Origin of the sequence: Photobacterium piscicola (assembly GCF_900166965.1) — a bacterium.
GTDB lineage: Bacteria > Pseudomonadota > Gammaproteobacteria > Enterobacterales > Vibrionaceae > Photobacterium > Photobacterium piscicola.
On sequence record NZ_FUZI01000013.1, the window covers coordinates 1 to 18,322 of the forward strand.

Sequence of the window (18,322 nt, forward strand, 5' to 3'; positions counted from 1 at the left end):
CCCGTCCGCCGCTCGTCAGCAAAGAAAGCAAGCTTTCTTTCTGTTACCGCTCGACTTGCATGTGTTAGGCCTGCCGCCAGCGTTCAATCTGAGCCATGATCAAACTCTTCAATTAAAGTTTTGTTGTCTCTTTCGAGACGGCTCAATGAATACTGACTTCAAAACTACCTTAGTAATTTTAAAGCTATTACCATTCCAACAGAATGGTAATGAATTGACTGTGCCAAATAACCGTAGTTATTTGTATTGGTCACTCAGTTCATTGATAAATCTTTCGACTTAACTATTCAACGAGTGCCCACACAGATTGCATGGTCAAATTGTTAAAGAACAATCTTCTTCGAATTATCAAACATTTGACCGTTTAATCGTTTCGTTGAAGTGGATGGCCATTCTAGCGAAATAACATAAAGTGTCAACCACTTTTTTATTTCTTTTATCAGGTCTATCATCCAATCGATTATTGCATAACATCTTCTTTTATAAAGCTGCTCGCGTTCCGATAGAGCAGCAGTATAGAGACAACGACGTTCATCGCAAGTACTTTATGCTTTTTATCAATAAAAACGAACCGTTAGATCAAAAAGCAAACAAAGCGATCAATAATACGATTATAACGTCTTAAATTGGTGACTAAAATGTGCCACCTTTTGCCAGTCGGTATATTCCACTTCTTTTGTTGTATCAGTTTCGCCCCCTGTAAGCTTCATTATTAACTTAATCATTGTGCGATCAAAAAAGTTATAACGTGGATAGCGCAATGCTCCAGCAAATACGGCCATCATTTTAGGATGCCATGGTGACTTCAATAAGAACTTCTTAACATAAGCACTTGTTGCTGGCGTATCTTTACCTTCTTTACGAGCGGTGAGATTAACGCAGAAGAAAGCGACCTTTGCTTGTTCAAGGCTAGCTATATTTTGCTCTATAAATTGATATAGCTTTTTATTTAAATGGCCATAGCGTACGGAAGCACCAACAAGAATGCGATCATAACCATTGAAATCAATTTTTGGCTCTGAATGTATATCAATATAGTCACATTGATACGGTTCGCCTAAGTCCTGCTCTATATGGTTAAGGATTTTAATCGTTTGTCCTTCACAACTAGAATGCAGTAATAATACCTTTTCCATGATAGCTCCTTTAATTACGCCAAAATGTCGGCGTAAATAAAACTAATAATGTAAACACTTCTAAACGGCCAAATAGCATAGCAATAATGAGGATCCATTTCGCTGAATCATTTATTTGACCAAAATGAACCGCAACTTCGCCTAAACCTGGACCTAAATTATTAAGTGTCGCGGCCACCGCTGAAAATGCTGTTAATTCATCGATACCTGTCGCAATAAGAGCCAACATACATACCACAAAAACCAATGCATAAGCCGAGAAAAACCCCCACACAGCATCAACAACTCGTTGTGGTAACGCTTTATGCCCAAGTTTAATGGTGTACACCGCGCGAGGATGTACTAAACGTTTTAACTCTCGAACGCCTTGTAATGACAATAACAACATTCGAATTACTTTCATGCCGCCCCCAGTCGAGCCAGCACAACCACCTATAAAAGAGGAAAACAGCAATAACACAGGTAGAAATAACGGCCAATCAGAAAAACCAGTGGTAGTAAAACCTGCCGTTGTAGAAATAGAGACCGTTTGAAACAGCGCTTGATCAAAAGCATCAAAAGAGTTGTTGTAAGAATGATGTTTTAATAACACCCCAAAACAAATCGTAAATAAAATACCTTGTACGACCAAAAAGGCTCGAAACTCGGGATCTCGCCAATATGTTTTAAGGTTAATATTACCATTACCAAATACAGCAAAGTGAAGGGAAAAGTTACAGGCTGAAATTAAAAGAAAAACAACGGTGATCATATTAATAGTAGGACAATTAAAATAACCAATACTGGCATCGTGAGTTGAGAACCCACCGATTGCGACAGTTGAAAAGCTATGTGATATCGCATCAAAGCCACTCATACCAGCAAGCCAAAACGCGAATGCACATGCAATCGTTAATACTAAGTAAATATACCATAAGGTTTTTGCTGTTTCGGCAATACGAGGGGTCATTTTACTGTCTTTTACTGGCCCCGGCGTTTCAGCACGATATAACTGCATTCCACCAATACCTAACACCGGTAATATTGCGACCGCTAACACGATAATTCCCATACCGCCAAACCATTGCAGTAACTGACGATAGAATAAAATCGCTTTAGGTAAATGGTCGAGGCCAACAATGACCGTTGCGCCCGTTGTTGTCAGTGCAGAAAATGATTCAAAAAAGGAGTCAGCAACCGACAAATCGGGATTTTTAGACAACAGAAAAGGCACCGCACCAGCACTGCCAATAACAGCCCAAAACAGTACCACGATTAAGAAGCCATCACGGGCTTTTAATTCGTGTCGATGATGGCGATTAGGAAGCCATAACGCAGATCCGCCTGCGAAGAGTAAAAAGAAAGTAACAACAAAAGGAAATCCGGCTCCGTCACGGTAAATCAACGCGACCAGAGCAGGAATAAGCATGGTGACGCTAAATAAGGCGAGCAACAGCCCGACGATACGTATAATTGAACGAAACTGCATGGCCCTAACCGGCCCTCATATGAAAATATAGAATAAAATAAATAATGGTTAACTCTCAGGAATTGATGTTGCAACAATCCGTCCACCACTACGATTAATTAGCTTGGTACTAAATTCAGTCACGATACGGCTATCAAGCGCTAGATGCATACTGACTTGTTGACCATAATCAGCCTTTAATTGTGTGCCGTTATATTCGCTTAATAACGCTTCAACTAATGATATTTGATTATAATCACAACATAGAAACAACTCACTGATGATGATCTTTTGTTGTGTGCTCAGTAGCGTTAATCCACGTTGCACGCCTCCACCATAGGCCTTAACTAACCCACCCGTTCCTAAATGAATACCGCCAAAATAACGTACAACAACTGCGGTTAGTTCACCGACACCCGATCCAGTTAATTGCGCTAATATCGGTTTTCCAGCGGTTCCTGATGGCTCGCCGTCATCACTAAAGCCCCACAACATTGAATCTGTCGGTCTGCCAGCAACAAAGCCCCAACAATGGTGATTGGCATTTGGATGAGCTAATTTTATTTCATTAATAAACTGCTTAGCCGCTTCAATCGACGCCGTATGAGCTAAATACGTTATAAAATGGCTCTTTTTGATTTCTTCTTCAAAAGTCACGGCTTGCAGTGGAATCAAGTAAGGTTCGCTGGTTGACATAAAACATACCTCGTCATCAAAAAACCACCGCAGGATATCATATTCCTATTATGACCCAAGCAATGCTCATTATTGCTTACAATGGCGTCATTCTACGAATTATTACCGTTAAGATAATGTACCAATCGACAATGTTAAATAAATGTTTAAATTAATTGTTGAATTTGTGGCCATTGCAGTTCAGACTAAATATTAACCACTACAGGTCAAACCAGTTAAATCACACCTGATCCGTCATAGAATGGAATATATGGAGATAGAACATGATTTACCACGGTGAAACACTCTCTGTACGCTACCTCGAAGAAGGGATCGCTGAACTCATTTTTGATGCACCAGCTTCCATCAATAAATTTGATCTCGCCACTCTTGAAAGTTTTAGTCTTGCTCTTGATGCACTCTACCAACAACCCAACCTCAAAGGCTTAATCCTACGTTCAACCAAAGCGGCATTTATCGTTGGCGCCGATATTACCGAGTTTCTAGGATTATTTGCTCTGCCAGCAGATCAACTTTCAAAGTGGCTTCATCATGCCAATACTATTTTTAATAAGTTAGAAGATTTACCAGTTCCTACTCTATCAGCCATTAATGGTTATGCCCTTGGTGGTGGTTGCGAATGCGTACTCGCCACCGATTTTAGAATTGCAGATCATCAAGCACGTATTGGATTACCTGAAACTAAACTCGGTATCATGCCCGGCTTTGGAGGAACAGTTCGCCTACCACGATTAATTGGCGCAGACAGTGCAATGGAAATAATTACCTCAGGTAAAGATAAAGCAGCAGATGCAGCCTTAAAACTAGGTATTATTGATGCGGTAGTTGCCACAGATATATTACCAACAGCAGCATTACGTATTATTAAACAAGCTATTGCGGGTGATTTAGATTGGCAACGACGCCGATCTCAAAAAAAAATGCCATTAAAGCTAACAACTACTGAAGCATTAATGAGTTTTACCACGGCTAAAGCTATGGTCGCTAAGATCGCAGGTAAACATTACCCTGCACCAATGGCGGCAGTAACCGCAATCGAAACCGCTGCAACCTGTGAGCGCACACAAGCTCTGGTTATTGAAAACTCTCACTTTGTCACCCTTGCTAAAACTGATATTGCTCAAGCTTTAGTAGGTATTTTTATAAATGACCAATATTTAAAAAGCAAAGCTAAACAAGCCATTAAAACAGCCCACCCAACACAACAAGCAATGGTATTAGGTGCTGGCATTATGGGTGGTGGCATTGCTTATCAATCAGTAACAAACCATATCCCTGTTGTCATGAAAGATATCACCAGTGAGGCCTTAACTCTTGGCATGCAACAAGCCGCAAAATTACTCAATAAAAAACTCACTCGAGGACGGATCGACGGCTTACAAATGGCAGCAACATTAGCCACCATCACGCCAACCCTGAATTATTCCGATTCCAACCACGTTGATATTGTTATAGAAGCAGTAATTGAGAACCCCACTATAAAAGCAGCGGTGCTCGCAGACGTCGAGCAACAGGTTGCCGATACTACGGTGATCACCTCAAATACCTCAACAATCCCAATTAATTTACTCGCAGCATCATTACAACGACCTCAAAATTTTTGTGGAATGCACTTTTTTAATCCGGTCCATAAAATGCCATTGGTTGAGATCATTCGCGGCCAACACACTTCAAATGAAACTATCGCTCAAGTGGTGGCTTATGCGGCTAAAATGCGCAAAAAACCTATTGTAGTAAATGATTGTCCGGGATTTTTTGTTAATCGGGTTTTATTTCCTTATCTAGCGGCATTTAGTTTGCTGCTGCGTGATGGCGGTGATTATCGTCAGATTGATAATGTTATGGAGCAGGATTTCGGATGGCCAATGGGGCCGGCTTATCTGCTCGATGTGGTGGGTATTGATACCGCTCATCACGCTCAAAAAGTGATGGCAGAGGGATACCCACAACGCATGGCTAAACATGATACCGATGCCATTGATGTCTTATACGAACAACAACGCTTTGGCCAAAAAACAGGAGCGGGATTTTTTAACTACCATCTTGATAAGAAAGGTAAGCCTAAAAAAACAGTGGATCCTCAAACTGCTGATTTACTTGCGCCCATCACAGCAACATCGACCTCATTTGCAAACACCACCATTATCGATCGTATGATGATTCCAATGATTAATGAAGTCGTACGCTGCTTAGAAGAAAATATTATTGCGACGCCTGCAGAAGCAGATATGGCATTGGTTTACGGCTTAGGTTTTCCGCCATTTAAAGGTGGCGTATTCCGTTATTTAGATAACCTAGGCTTAGCCAATTACGTCGCATTAGCCGATAGTTATCAATCACTCGGTCCTTTATATCAAGTACCTGACGGTCTGCGCGCCAAAGCAGCGGCGGATGAGTATTATTACCCCACTGTTGCTGCTGCATCACTAAGGAGTTAATTATGAATAACGTGGTGATTGTTGACTGTATTCGTACCCCAATGGGACGCTCAAAAGGCGGTGCATTCCGCCATGTACGTGCTGAAGATTTATCAGCGCATTTAATGACAGGATTGTTAACCCGTAACCCTCAATTAGATGCGAATAATATAGAAGATATTTATTGGGGATGTGTGCAACAAACCTTAGAACAAGGATTTAATATTGGTCGTAATGCAGCACTACTTGCAGGGATCCCAACCTCTGTCGGTGCAACAACCGTTAACCGTTTATGTGGTTCATCCATGCAAGCACTGCATGACGCCACTCGCGCTATTATGGTGGGCGATGCACAAAGCTGTTTAATTGGCGGGGTTGAGCATATGGGTCACGTACCAATGACTCATGGGGTTGATTTCCACCCAGGCCTATCGAAAACCGTCGCTAAAGCCGCAGGGATGATGGGATTAACCGCAGAAATGTTAGCCCGAAAATATGATATTAGTCGGGAGCTACAAGATCAATTTGGTGCCCGTTCACACCAGCGCGCCCATGCCGCGACGGTTGAAGGTCGATTTACCCATGAAATTTTCGCAACAGAAGGCCATGATAGCAATGGCATTTTAACTAAATATGCTACCGATGAAGTCATTCGTCCCGAAACAACCGTGGCAGCATTAAGTCAATTACGCCCTATTTTCGATCCCATCCATGGTACAGTAACAGCCGGTACATCATCAGCGCTATCGGATGGTGCGGCAGCAATATTACTCATGGATGAACACCAAGCGCGCACATTAGGTTTACCTATTCGAGCCCGAATCAAAGCCATGGCAATTGCTGGGTGTGAACCATCACTCATGGGATTTGGACCTGTTCCTGCCACTCAAAAGGCATTACAACGCGCAGGCTTAAGTTTAGATGATATTGATATCATTGAGCTCAATGAAGCCTTTGCGGCACAAACATTACCGTGCATTAAAGCACTCGGGTTAATGGATCATCTTGATGAAAAAATTAACCTTAACGGTGGTGCGATTGCCCTTGGTCACCCATTAGGGTGTTCAGGTGCTCGTATCTCAACCACTCTCATCAATATTATGGAACAAAAGCAAGCTCACTTTGGTTTAGCCACCATGTGTATCGGCTTAGGACAAGGTATTGCGACTATCTTTGAACGAATAGAATAACCTCCAAAAATATCGCAAGTGTTGATCTTCAACCATATAATGGTACAGACGACATGCAACTTACACATAGATACCATGAGTAAGTTTCATTTTCTTCATCAAGATAAGCCGTCTACACTCAATCCTATATTGATTGCTAACCATGATTTTTCCGGAGTATTGCAATGTTTAAAGCACTAGTACTAGAACAAGAAGATAAAAAAACACTCGCAACTATTCGTCAAATGGCAACATCTGAATTACCTGCTGGTGATGTGTTAATTGATGTTGATTACTCTTCATTAAACTATAAAGATGGCTTAGCAATTACCGGTAAAGGTCGTATCGTACGTCAATTCCCAATGGTACCAGGTGTCGATTTAGCGGGCACAGTGGCTGAGTCAAGTGATGATCGCTACCACGTCGGTGACAAAGTAGTACTGACGGGCTGGGGTGTGGGTGAAGGTCACTGGGGTGGCATGGCTGAAAAAGCCCGCCTAAATGCAGATTGGTTAGTACCATTACCCGCAAACCTTGATGGCAAACAAGCGATGATGGTCGGTACTGCAGGCTTAACGGCAATGCTGTGTGTACAAGCTATTGTTGATGCAAATGTAAAACCTGAAGATGGCGAGATTTTAGTCACGGGTGCCAGCGGTGGTGTTGGCTCAGTTGCGATTACTTTACTGGCACAACTCGGCTATAAAGTTGCCGCAGTAACGGGGCGTGCTGAAGCTAATGGCCCATTACTAAAACAACTTGGCGCAACGACAATTATTGATCGTAGTGTGTTTGAAGAACCTGCTCGCCCATTAGATAAGCAATTGTGGGCTGGCGCAATTGATACTGTTGGTAGCAAAGTACTGGCTAAAGTATTAAGCCAAATTAACTACAACGGTGCAGTTGCTATTTGTGGCCTTGCTGGCGGCTTTGATTTACCGACAACAGTTATGCCTTTTATTCTACGTAATGTACGTTTACAAGGTATCGATTCAGTAATGTGCCCATTTGAAAAACGTCAACAAGCATGGCAACGTCTAACTGAGTTACTACCCGCTAGCTACTTTGAACAAGCCTGCCGTGAAGTCGCACTTGAACAAGTAACAGAATGTGCAGAAGCGATCACCAACGGTCAAATCACCGGCCGCGTAGTCATTAAACTGTAATGATCAAATAATGCAGTATTAATGCCACTGAATGATGGTCGTTAATCAATGAGGTCAGCCATGTGCTGGCCTTTTTATTGATCTCAATATTTCACTACAACAACCCGATATCATGAATACGGGAGTTGATCAGTCGCCCACACTCTTCTTTAATAATAGTACGCAGCCATATTTGCGATGCCGAATGCTCACAACGCGCATGCCATAATAATGAATAATCAAATGGCTTAAACTCAAATGGCAATGGCTTGACGATTAACTGATAACGTTCTGCGACTAAATACGCCAAATCTGCAGGCACCGTCATGATCAATGGTATTTGATCGATGATCGCTAAAGCCGCTTCTAAATGATAAGCCCGTAATACCATTTTAGGTTGAGGATGACCACGCAACTGTTCATCAATTAACGCTTTAACGCCATCGCTTACCGCTATCATTGCATGGGGATAGGTTAAGTAATCTTGCAAGGTAAGTGGCTTATTTGCTAATGGATGATTCTGGCTCACAAGACAAAACACACTCACTAAGCCTAATAACTGCTGACACAGTGGCCCCATATCAGCACTAGGACGACAAATTGCCATATCACAGCCCCCCGTAGTCAACTGTGACAATACGTTATTATGCTGTAACGGGCTAAATTCTAATGACAGATGGGGTGCTTCTTGATAAATACGCGGCAATGCAAATGGCAGAATGGTTTGCATTGCATAATCCGTCGTCGCAATTTTAAAAGTTTGATCACAAATAGCGGGATCAAAATCATTCGGCGTCAGTAATAATCGTAATGATTCTAACGGTTCATTTAATTGTTCATTTAATTCCAATGCCCGTTGTGTCGGTAGTAATGACTGCCCTTGACGGGTAAACAACGGATCACCGACTAAGTCGCGTAATCGGCCAAGCACTCGGCTCATTGCTGATTGGCTCAAGTTAAGTCTAATAGCTGCACGACTAACACTGCCTTCATCCAATAACACCTTTAACGCAACCAGTAAATTTAAGTCACGCCGATAAACTTCTTCGAGCTCCATAGTTTTACTTCTCTAACGCTATGAATTAATCAAATATGGCAACAGTATGGCGGGATAGATAAAAAAAATCCCGCCTTTTTAAGACGGGAATATTCACGAGCAAGCATCATTCAACGCCGTTAGCGTTATTTTTTTTGTTGTTCTAGCTTATTTTTACTGGCGAACTCAACCCATAATCCAAGGATTGTGGCCAGCAAACCACCAACAGCAAAGAGCCCGGTAGCATGGTGACTAATAAGCATTATAGTGCTAAATGAAATAATGCACAGTACCGCATAAATCATGACACGATCGATTGAAGTTAACATAATATCCCCCTAATCCATTAGAAGAAAAGTTAATGTGATGTTAATAAGGTTACACATTTTATCTAGATTTACCAAGCCTTATTGATTAATTCTTATCCCGCAGTATGATCATAATGTCTACAATAATACGTGTAAATTATGACTGCTAATTTTGAAAATCCGACCCATAGCCTTGATGCTCTCGGCTTACGTTGTCCTGAACCCGTAATGATGGTGCGCAAAACAGTCCGAAAAATGGCAACTGATGAAACCTTGTTAGTTATTGCCGATGACCCATCAACGACGCGCGACATTCCCAGCTTTTGTCGCTTCATGGATCACACGCTTATCGCCGCAGAAACAGAAACGCTACCCTATCGTTTTCTGATCAAAAAAGGCGCTGGCAATTAAATCAAATTAAAAAGGCAGCGTTAATAAACGCTGCCTTTTTAGTTGTTATTGATTGTGTTGTTGCTGACGTAAGTTTTCGAGTTCATGTTGCACCTGACGTAACTCTTTTTTAAGTGGTAATACATAGCGTAATCGAACCCACGCATCGACAGACAAATAGGTTGTAACAACCGTTCCGACGACCATAGGAAACCACATATCAGTTAACATCATTCCCGCTACATTCAGTGCTAATGCAATATGAAATAACCAACATTGACTTTGCGGTGAGATCGCTGAGAAGCGCGCCATAGAAACCCCCTACATCACCCAACAGAATTTAAGTTAACGATTAATTAACATTAACTCTAGCATGGTAAATCACGATAATCTTTTGCAGCTATCACAGTTACACACTTAAATTAATTCACATTTAATGACGATTTAACCCGCTTAACTTCACATCCAAGTTTCACATGAAACTAACTACACTCAATATAAAATAAAACAAAAAAAACCATGAGCCTGAGCCCATGGTTTCAATATGATGTTAGTTACACACCACTATAATCAATCAATATCAATTAAGCCAATGGAGATAGAATGATCTCAACACGACGGTTTTGAGCACGACCTTGTGATGTTCCATTGGTCGCAATCGGGCTATTCTCGCCACGGCCTTGAGAAACAACACGATCAACATTTACGCCTTGACGGATAAGGTAGTTACCGACTTCACCGGCACGTACTTGTGATAAACGCTGATTATAAGCCGCAGCGCCAGAGCTATCCGTAAAGCCTAAAACGTTTAACTGGGTCTTAGGGTATTCTTTAGCAACTATCGCTACATTATGTAACGCTTCCATCGCACGGCTATTTAATGCAGATTGGTCAACACCAAAGGTAATTTCATTTGGCATATTTAAAATGATGTTATTGCCATTACGGGTAACACTGATGCCTGAAGATGCTAATTGCTGACGCAGTTTAGCTTCTTGTACATCCATGTAATAACCAATACCGCCACCCAAAGCTGCGCCAGATGCTGCACCAATCAATGCACCTTTACCGCGATCATGTTTGCTTGAAGACGCGATACCGATTGCAGCACCCGCTAATGCACCAATGATAGAACCGCCAGTACCTTTTGCAGTTTGGCTCTCACCAGTATAAGGGTTAACTGTTGAACAACCCGCAAGCGTAACAGCAGCAGCAACAGAAATTACCGCAGCACGCACCCAAGTTTTTGATGCCATCACTTGATTTTTTGCCATTTAATTTAAAGACCCATGTTCTTGATACGCACATCGCATACCGAATAAAACTACGTTAATAATCAGACCAACGAGCTATTTGTTAGCGCTATTGTAATCAACCGATACATTTACGCCATCAAAATAATGTCAAATATTCATGAAAACCCAGTGTCCACAAGGGACAATCTGAGGAATTATCTCAAAACAAGCGCCAGATGGATAAAAAACACTCACGGCCCCTACTCGCCTCTGGGTTGGCAATGTATACTTGATAATTAATTATTTCATCCACTAATCTCGCGAAGCTGACAATGCAGAAATACGATATTAAAACCTTTCAGGGCATGATCCTCGCGCTGCAGGATTACTGGGGCCAACAAGGCTGTACAATTGTGCAACCTCTTGACATGGAAGTGGGTGCAGGTACCTCTCACCCGATGACATGTCTACGAGCTCTAGGTCCAGAACCAATTGCAGCAGCGTATGTACAACCATCTCGCCGTCCAACCGACGGTCGTTACGGTGAAAACCCTAACCGTCTTCAGCACTACTATCAGTTCCAGGTAATGCTTAAGCCGTCTCCAGATAACATTCAGGAACTGTACTTAGGCTCACTAGAAGTCCTAGGTGTTGACACTAAAGTACATGACATCCGTTTTGTAGAAGACAACTGGGAAAACCCAACCTTGGGTGCTTGGGGTCTTGGCTGGGAAGTTTGGCTGAACGGCATGGAAGTAACACAGTTTACTTACTTCCAGCAAGTTGGCGGCCTTGAGTGTAAGCCTGTTACTGGCGAAATCACTTACGGTATTGAACGTCTAGCGATGTACATTCAAAACGTTGATTCAGTCTATGACTTAGTTTGGACAGATGGCCCATTAGGTAAAGTAACCTACGGTGATATCTTCCATCAAAACGAAGTTGAGCAATCAACTTACAACTTTGAACACGCTGATGTTGATTTCCTATTTACTTTCTTTGACCAGTGCGAGAAAGAATCACTGAAGCTGTTAGCACTTGAGCAGCCACTGCCATTGCCAGCTTACGAGCGTATTTTGAAAGCAGCACATGCTTTCAACCTTCTTGATGCTCGTAAAGCAATTTCAGTAACTGAACGTCAACGTTACATTCTACGTATTCGTAATGTAACCAAACAAGTCGCTGAAGCTTACTATGCATCACGTGAAGCACTTGGCTTCCCAATGTGTAAAAAAGATAAGTAAGGGATAGCCATGACAGATAAGAATTTCTTAATTGAGCTAGGTACTGAAGAGTTGCCACCCAAGGCACTTCGCACTCTAGCTGAAGCGTTTGCAACCAACTTTGAAGCAGAGCTAAAAGCCGCTAACTTACCTCACCAAGGTATTAAGTGGTATGCAGCACCGCGTCGCCTAGCACTTAAAGTAACAGCGCTTGCTGAAAATCAACCTGACAGAATTGTAGAAAAGCGCGGCCCAGCGATTGCGGCAGCATTTGATGCAGAAGGTAATGCGACTAAAGCGGCTCAAGGTTGGGCGCGTGGTAACGGCATTACGGTTGATCAAGCTGAACGCATGATTACCGATAAAGGCGAATGGCTACTGTTCAAGCAAGAAGTAAAAGGCCAACCAGCCCAAACATTATTGCCTGAACTTGTTGCAGCAGCATTAGCTAAACTACCTATCCCTCGCCCAATGCGTTGGGGTGATAAAGACACCCAATTTATTCGTCCAGTAAAAACACTGACGATGCTATTAGGTGAAGAGCTCATTGAAGGCACTATTTTAGGTGTTGCTTCTGCGCGTACTATTCGTGGCCACCGCTTTATGGGTGAAGCTGAATTTACTATCGATAATGCTGACCAATACCCTGCGATTCTAGAAGAACGTGGCAAGGTAATGGCAGACTACGATGCACGTAAAGCAATCATTCTAGCTGATGCGAAACTAGCCGCTGAAGCGGTTGGTGGTATTGCAGATCTTGATGATGAGCTAGTTGAAGAAGTTACCTCTCTTGTTGAATGGCCAGTCGTGCTGACCGCTTCATTTGAAGAAGAGTTTCTAAAGGTACCTTCTGAAGCGTTAGTTTACACCATGAAAGGTGACCAGAAGTACTTCCCTGTTTATGATGCGGAAGGCAAACTAGTCCCTAAGTTCATCTTCGTCTCTAACATCATCTCAAATGATCCAAGCCAAGTTATCTCAGGTAATGAGAAAGTAGTCCGTCCACGTTTAGCGGATGCTGAGTTCTTCTTTAATACTGACCTTAAGAGCAAGTTAGTTGATCGCCTACCTCAACTTGAGACAGCCATCTTCCAACAACAGCTTGGTACCATTAAAGATAAAACCGATCGTATCACTGAGCTTGCGGGCTACATTGCAGAGAAAATCGGCGCTGATGTCACTAACGCTAAGCGTGCTGGCCTACTGGCTAAGTGTGACTTAATGACCTCTATGGTATTTGAGTTCACTGAAACCCAGGGTGTTATGGGTATGCACTATGCACGTCATGATGGCGAAGTAGAAGATGTTGCACTAGCACTAAACGAGCAATACATGCCACGTTTTGCTGGCGACCAACTACCAAGCACTGGTGTTTCTTCTGCAGTGGCGATGGCTGACAAACTAGATACTATCGTAGGTATCTTTGGTATTGGCCAAGCACCAAAAGGTAGCGACCCATTTGCATTGCGTCGTGCTTCTTTAGGTGTACTACGTATTATCGTTGAAAACGGTTACGACTTAGATCTTGTTGATTTAGTCGCTAAAGCACACTCGTTATTTGGTGACAAACTAACGAATGCTAATGTTGATTCAGATGTAATTGAATTCATGCTCGGTCGTTTCCGCGCATGGTACCAAGATGCAGGCTTTAGCATTGATGTTATTCAAGCTGTACTTGCAATGCACCCTACTCAACCGTCTGATTTTGATAAGCGTGTTAAAGCAGTAAGTCATTTCCGTGACTTAGATGCAGCAGAATCACTTGCCGCAGCCAACAAGCGTGTAGGTAACATTCTCGCGAAATTTGATGGCGAGCTACCAGCGACCATTAACAACAGCTTGTTAGTAGAAACGGCAGAGAAAGAACTAGCACAAAAAGTAGAGACGGTTGTTGCAACACTTGCACCTGTCTTTGCTGCGGGTGATTACCAACAAGCACTAACAGAGCTTGCATCACTTCGTGAACCTGTTGATGCGTTCTTTGATAATGTAATGGTAATGGCTGATGACGAACAACTTAAAGTTAACCGTCTAGCACTGCTTAATCTATTACGTAACCAGTTCTTACAAGTAGCTGATATTTCATTACTACAAAAGTAAGTTTAATCATCACTGGTTCATAATATAAACCACGCTTTGGCGTGGTTTTTTTATATCTGCATTTGATAATTTCACATTGTTCCACGTGAAACACATCGACACAGCCGACCACTACCCTTAGAGCAAACAAAGGGTTTCGCTTCTGATTGCAATCAGGTATTTTGATCTATCGCCCATCATAAATAACGGGCATCGCAAGCACGTAACCCTGCACTGATATAGAGGTCAATAGCACCATGGAATTTTCTGGCTTTGGCGATAAGTTCGCTGGCGATTCAGGCATTACTCAATTAATGCACGATTTAAATGATGGCTTAACCAACCCTGATGCGATCATGCTCGGTGGTGGTAATCCAGCTCAGATTCCAACAATGGTTGATTATTTTAATCAGCTATTAATAGAAATGGCCACCTCTGGTGAGTTGACCGCATCGATCACCAACTACGATGGCCCTCAAGGAAAAGACCGTTTTATTAACGCCCTAGCGACGTTGCTTAAACACCATTATGGTTGGGACATCAGCAGTAAAAACATTACTCTCACCAACGGTAGTCAAAGTGCCTTCTTTAATTTATTTAACTTATTAGCAGGCAAATGCCGTAATGGTGCCAGTAAGAAAATTCTCTTACCGCTATCTCCTGAATATATTGGCTATGCTGATGCGGGTTTGGAACAAAATATGTTTGTCTCTTACCAACCCACGATTAGCTTATTGGATAATGGCTTATTTAAATACCATATTGATTTTAGTAAGTTGGTTATTGATGACAGCATTGGTGCAATTTGTGCTTCTCGCCCAACCAACCCGACAGGTAACGTGCTGACTGATGATGAAGTCAAGCAACTCGATGCGCTCGCTCAAGCACATAATATTCCACTGATTATCGACAATGCTTATGGCATGCCTTTCCCTGATATTATCTTTGCTGATGTCACCCCTTTTTGGAACAGCAATACCATTTTATGTATGAGCTTATCTAAACTGGGTTTACCCGGTATTCGCTGCGGAATAGTGATTGCCAATGAAGAGATTATTACTGCGCTCACTAATATCAACGGTATTATCAATTTAGCACCCGGCAGTTTAGGCCCGGCAATTGCTGATAAGCTAATCGCCCGAAATGATTTATTACGGCTAAGCCATGACGTTATTCGCCCTTTTTATCAGCGCAAAGCACAATATGCCGTGAGTCGATTACAGCACTATATTACTGATCCACGGTTTCGAATTCATAAGCCAGAAGGCGCGATATTTTTATGGTTATGGTGTGATGAATTACCAATCACCACTAAAGAACTCTATCAACGTCTGAAAGTTCGCGGAGTATTAATTGTTCCAGGTGAATATTTCTTTATTGGTTTACAACAACCATGGCAACACAGTCAGCAATGTATACGCATGAACTACGTTCAAAGTGACGAACAAATGGAGCGCGGAATTAAAATTATTGCAGAAGAAATTACACGAGCTTATACCATGGGTTAACCAACCCTATTCTGCCCTCCCCTTTAGTAACAACAATAAAATTACCCTATAAAAAAACGCCGCTATGATTAGCGGCGTTTTTATAACTATTAACCTAATGACAAACTACACGTCAAGGTTAGCTACTTTTAATGCGTTCTCTTCAATGAAGTTACGACGCGGTTCAACTTGATCACCCATCAAACAAGTAAACAGCTCATCGGCCGCAACAGCATCATTGATGGTAACTTGTAGCATACGGCGTACTTCAGGATCCATGGTTGTTTCCCACAACTGGTTCGGGTTCATTTCACCCAGACCTTTATAGCGTTGTAAAGATAAGCCACGACGTGATTCTTTGTTTAGCCACTCAAGCACTTCTTTAAAGCTTGAAACTGGTTGTTTACGCTCACCACGTTGAACAAAAGCAGTATCATCCAATAAGCCATCTAGTGCTTCAGAAAGATCCGCTAATTTAGCATATTCTTTTGAGTTCAATAGATCGAAGCTTAATGGGTACTCATGATCAACACCGTGAGTACGCACCACAACCTTAGGTACGAAGACGTTGTTCTCTTCATCACGTAAGATTTCAAACGTAAACTGACTTTCACCTGATTGCTTGGTATTTAGTGCTGCAACAAGGTGAGTTAACCATGCTTCAACTTGCGCGCTATCCGCTAGCATTTCAGTGCTTAAACGAGGTTGGTAAACCAATTCATTCAGCATTAACGCTGGGTAACGACGGCTCATGCGTTCGATCAGTTTCATCGCGCCATTATATTGAGTCACCAATGCTTCAAGTGCTGTACCTGTCATTGCAGGTGCACCATCATTTGCAAACAGAGATGCATTATCTAATGCTAATGCTGTTTGGTATTGGTTCATCTCTTCGTCATCTTTAATGTATTGCTCTTGCTTACCTTTCTTCACTTTGTAAAGTGGTGGCTGAGCAATATAGATGTGGCCACGCTCAATAAGCTCTGGCATTTGACGGTAGAAGAAGGTCAATAGCAACGTACGAATGTGCGAACCATCGACATCGGCATCGGTCATGATGATGATGTTGTGGTAACGCAGTTTATCTGGGTTGTATTCGTCGCGACCAATACCACAGCCCATTGCAGTGATCAGTGTTGCCACTTCTTGTGAAGATAGCATCTTATCGAAACGGGCTTTTTCAACGTTAAGGATTTTACCTTTTAGCGGTAGAATCGCTTGGTTTTTACGGTTACGTCCCTGCTTGGCTGAACCGCCAGCAGAGTCCCCTTCCACAATATATAGTTCAGAAAGAGCAGGATCTTTTTCCTGACAATCTGCAAGTTTACCTGGAAGGCCCGCTAAATCTAATGCACCTTTACGACGTGTCATTTCACGCGCTTTACGCGCTGCTTCACGCGCACGAGAGGCATCAATAATTTTAGTACAAATGATTTTAGCGTCAGCTGGGCTTTCTAATAAGAACTCAGCAAACTTCTCGTTCATTGCTGATTCAACCGCAGTTTTCACTTCACTTGAAACCAGTTTATCTTTAGTCTGGCTTGAGAACTTAGGATCAGGCACTTTAACAGAAACTACCGCGACTAAGCCTTCACGCGCATCATCACCTGACGTTGCTGCTTTGGCTTTCTTTGAGTAGCCTTCTTTATCCATAAATGAATTAAGAGTACGGGTCAAAGCACCACGGAAACCCGCTAAGTGGGTACCACCATCACGTTGTGGAATGTTGTTAGTAAAGCAGTAAACACCTTCTTGGAAACCATCGTTCCACTGCATTGCAACTTCAACGGTAATGCCATCTTCACGCTCACTATCAAAGTGAAAAACTTTCTGATGGATTGGCGTTTTATTACGGTTTAGGTGCTCGACAAACGCGCGAATACCACCTTCATACATAAAGTGATCTTGCTTACCGTCTTCACGCTCATCAATTAACTTGATAGACACGCCAGAGTTCAAGAATGATAATTCACGTAGACGTTTAGCTAAAATTTCGTAATGAAATTCAATATTGTTGGTAAAGGTTTCTTCGCTTGGCCAGAAACGTAAACGAGTACCGGTTTTGTCAGTATCACCCACTTCAGCCAATGGTGCATCAGGCACACCATGATGGTAAGTTTGCTGATGGATATGGCCTTTACGGTTAATGGTTAGCTCAACTTTTTCAGACAAGGCGTTTACAACAGAAACACCTACGCCATGGAGGCCGCCAGACACTTTGTAAGAATTATCATCGAACTTACCACCAGCGTGGAGTACAGTCATGATAACTTCAGCGGCTGACACCCCTTCTTCTTCGTGAAGTTCAGTCGGAATACCACGACCGTCATCGCTTACAGAAACCGAACCATCTTCGTGGATCGTAACAATGATATCTTCACAGTGACCAGCAAGAGCTTCATCGATAGAGTTATCGACTACCTCAAAAACCATGTGGTGCAAGCCAGTACCATCATCAGTATCACCGATGTACATTCCTGGGCGCTTACGTACCGCATCGAGGCCTTTAAGCACCTTAATGCTTGATGAATCGTAATTGTTGGACATTGAGTTA

Annotated in this window: 15 protein-coding genes and 1 rRNA gene; 7 read left to right on the forward strand and 9 right to left on the reverse strand. The window is 42.4% G+C overall.

Annotation, left to right across the window (positions count from 1 at the left end; translation table 11 throughout):
* The 4 genes from CZ809_RS18580 to CZ809_RS18595 all read right to left on the reverse strand — a co-directional run.
* Positions 1-115: ribosomal RNA gene (locus CZ809_RS18580) — 16S ribosomal RNA — on the reverse strand; the annotation flags it as partial.
* Positions 116-611: 496 nt separating this feature from the next.
* The gene (gene hemG / locus CZ809_RS18585; protein ID WP_080159025.1) at positions 612-1,136 is read right to left on the reverse strand and encodes a menaquinone-dependent protoporphyrinogen IX dehydrogenase; all 525 of its coding nucleotides are present in this window, start codon (positions 1,134-1,136) and stop codon (positions 612-614) included.
* A gap of 10 nt (positions 1,137-1,146) precedes the next feature.
* Positions 1,147-2,604: a TrkH family potassium uptake protein gene (locus CZ809_RS18590; RefSeq protein WP_080159026.1), complete on the reverse strand. Its 1,458-nt coding sequence runs from the start codon at positions 2,602-2,604 to the stop codon at positions 1,147-1,149.
* 48 nt (positions 2,605-2,652) lie between these two features.
* Positions 2,653-3,279: a YigZ family protein gene (locus CZ809_RS18595; protein WP_080159027.1), complete on the reverse strand. Its 627-nt coding sequence runs from the start codon at positions 3,277-3,279 to the stop codon at positions 2,653-2,655.
* 263 nt (positions 3,280-3,542) lie between these two features.
* Between CZ809_RS18595 and fadB the strand changes: the two genes are divergently transcribed.
* The 3 genes from fadB (at position 3,543) to acuI (ending at position 8,031) form a co-directional block, all read left to right on the forward strand.
* Positions 3,543-5,717, forward strand: coding sequence for a fatty acid oxidation complex subunit alpha FadB (gene fadB, locus CZ809_RS18600; RefSeq protein WP_080159028.1), 2,175 nt, complete (start codon positions 3,543-3,545; stop codon positions 5,715-5,717).
* A 2-nt stretch (positions 5,718-5,719) separates the two neighbouring features.
* Positions 5,720-6,886 carry an acetyl-CoA C-acyltransferase FadA gene (fadA, locus tag CZ809_RS18605; protein WP_080159029.1) on the forward strand — a complete coding sequence of 389 codons (1,167 nt, stop codon included), beginning with the start codon at positions 5,720-5,722 and terminating at the stop codon, positions 6,884-6,886.
* A 164-nt stretch (positions 6,887-7,050) separates the two neighbouring features.
* Positions 7,051-8,031, forward strand: a complete 981-nt coding sequence (gene acuI, locus CZ809_RS18610) for an acrylyl-CoA reductase (NADPH) (RefSeq protein ID WP_080159030.1) — start codon at positions 7,051-7,053, stop codon at positions 8,029-8,031.
* A 94-nt stretch (positions 8,032-8,125) separates the two neighbouring features.
* On the opposite strand, the gene CZ809_RS18615 is transcribed toward acuI, so the two are convergent.
* Positions 8,126-9,067 (reverse strand): LysR family transcriptional regulator, encoded by a 942-nt coding sequence (locus tag CZ809_RS18615; RefSeq protein ID WP_080159031.1) that lies wholly within the window; start codon positions 9,065-9,067, stop codon positions 8,126-8,128.
* A gap of 125 nt (positions 9,068-9,192) precedes the next feature.
* Complete coding sequence (locus CZ809_RS18620) at positions 9,193-9,375, reverse strand: hypothetical protein (RefSeq protein WP_080159032.1); 183 nt, start codon at positions 9,373-9,375, stop codon at positions 9,193-9,195.
* A 138-nt stretch (positions 9,376-9,513) separates the two neighbouring features.
* On the opposite strand from CZ809_RS18620, the gene tusA reads away from it, so the two are divergent.
* Positions 9,514-9,765 (forward strand): sulfurtransferase TusA, encoded by a 252-nt coding sequence (gene tusA, locus CZ809_RS18625; protein ID WP_080159033.1) that lies wholly within the window; start codon positions 9,514-9,516, stop codon positions 9,763-9,765.
* A 45-nt stretch (positions 9,766-9,810) separates the two neighbouring features.
* Here the strand turns inward: tusA and CZ809_RS18630 are convergent, their stop codons facing one another.
* Both CZ809_RS18630 and CZ809_RS18635 read right to left on the reverse strand, forming a co-directional pair.
* Entirely contained in the window at positions 9,811-10,056 is a 246-nt protein-coding gene (locus tag CZ809_RS18630; RefSeq protein ID WP_080159034.1) for a hypothetical protein, read from the reverse strand.
* A gap of 272 nt (positions 10,057-10,328) precedes the next feature.
* Positions 10,329-11,018 (reverse strand): YiaD family glycine zipper/OmpA-like lipoprotein, encoded by a 690-nt coding sequence (locus CZ809_RS18635; protein WP_080159035.1) that lies wholly within the window; start codon positions 11,016-11,018, stop codon positions 10,329-10,331.
* 293 nt (positions 11,019-11,311) lie between these two features.
* Between CZ809_RS18635 and glyQ the strand changes: the two genes are divergently transcribed.
* From glyQ to CZ809_RS18650, 3 genes are all read left to right on the forward strand, one after another.
* Complete coding sequence (glyQ, locus tag CZ809_RS18640; RefSeq protein WP_036789134.1) at positions 11,312-12,223, forward strand: glycine--tRNA ligase subunit alpha; 912 nt, start codon at positions 11,312-11,314, stop codon at positions 12,221-12,223.
* A gap of 9 nt (positions 12,224-12,232) precedes the next feature.
* Positions 12,233-14,302 carry a glycine--tRNA ligase subunit beta gene (gene glyS / locus CZ809_RS18645; protein ID WP_080159036.1) on the forward strand — a complete coding sequence of 690 codons (2,070 nt, stop codon included), beginning with the start codon at positions 12,233-12,235 and terminating at the stop codon, positions 14,300-14,302.
* A gap of 236 nt (positions 14,303-14,538) precedes the next feature.
* A complete protein-coding gene (locus CZ809_RS18650; protein WP_080159037.1) occupies positions 14,539-15,789 on the forward strand; it encodes a valine--pyruvate transaminase in 1,251 nt (416 codons plus the stop codon).
* 105 nt (positions 15,790-15,894) lie between these two features.
* On the opposite strand, the gene gyrB is transcribed toward CZ809_RS18650, so the two are convergent.
* Positions 15,895-18,315 (reverse strand): DNA topoisomerase (ATP-hydrolyzing) subunit B, encoded by a 2,421-nt coding sequence (gene gyrB, locus CZ809_RS18655; protein WP_080159038.1) that lies wholly within the window; start codon positions 18,313-18,315, stop codon positions 15,895-15,897.
* Positions 18,316-18,322 lie beyond the last annotated feature (7 nt).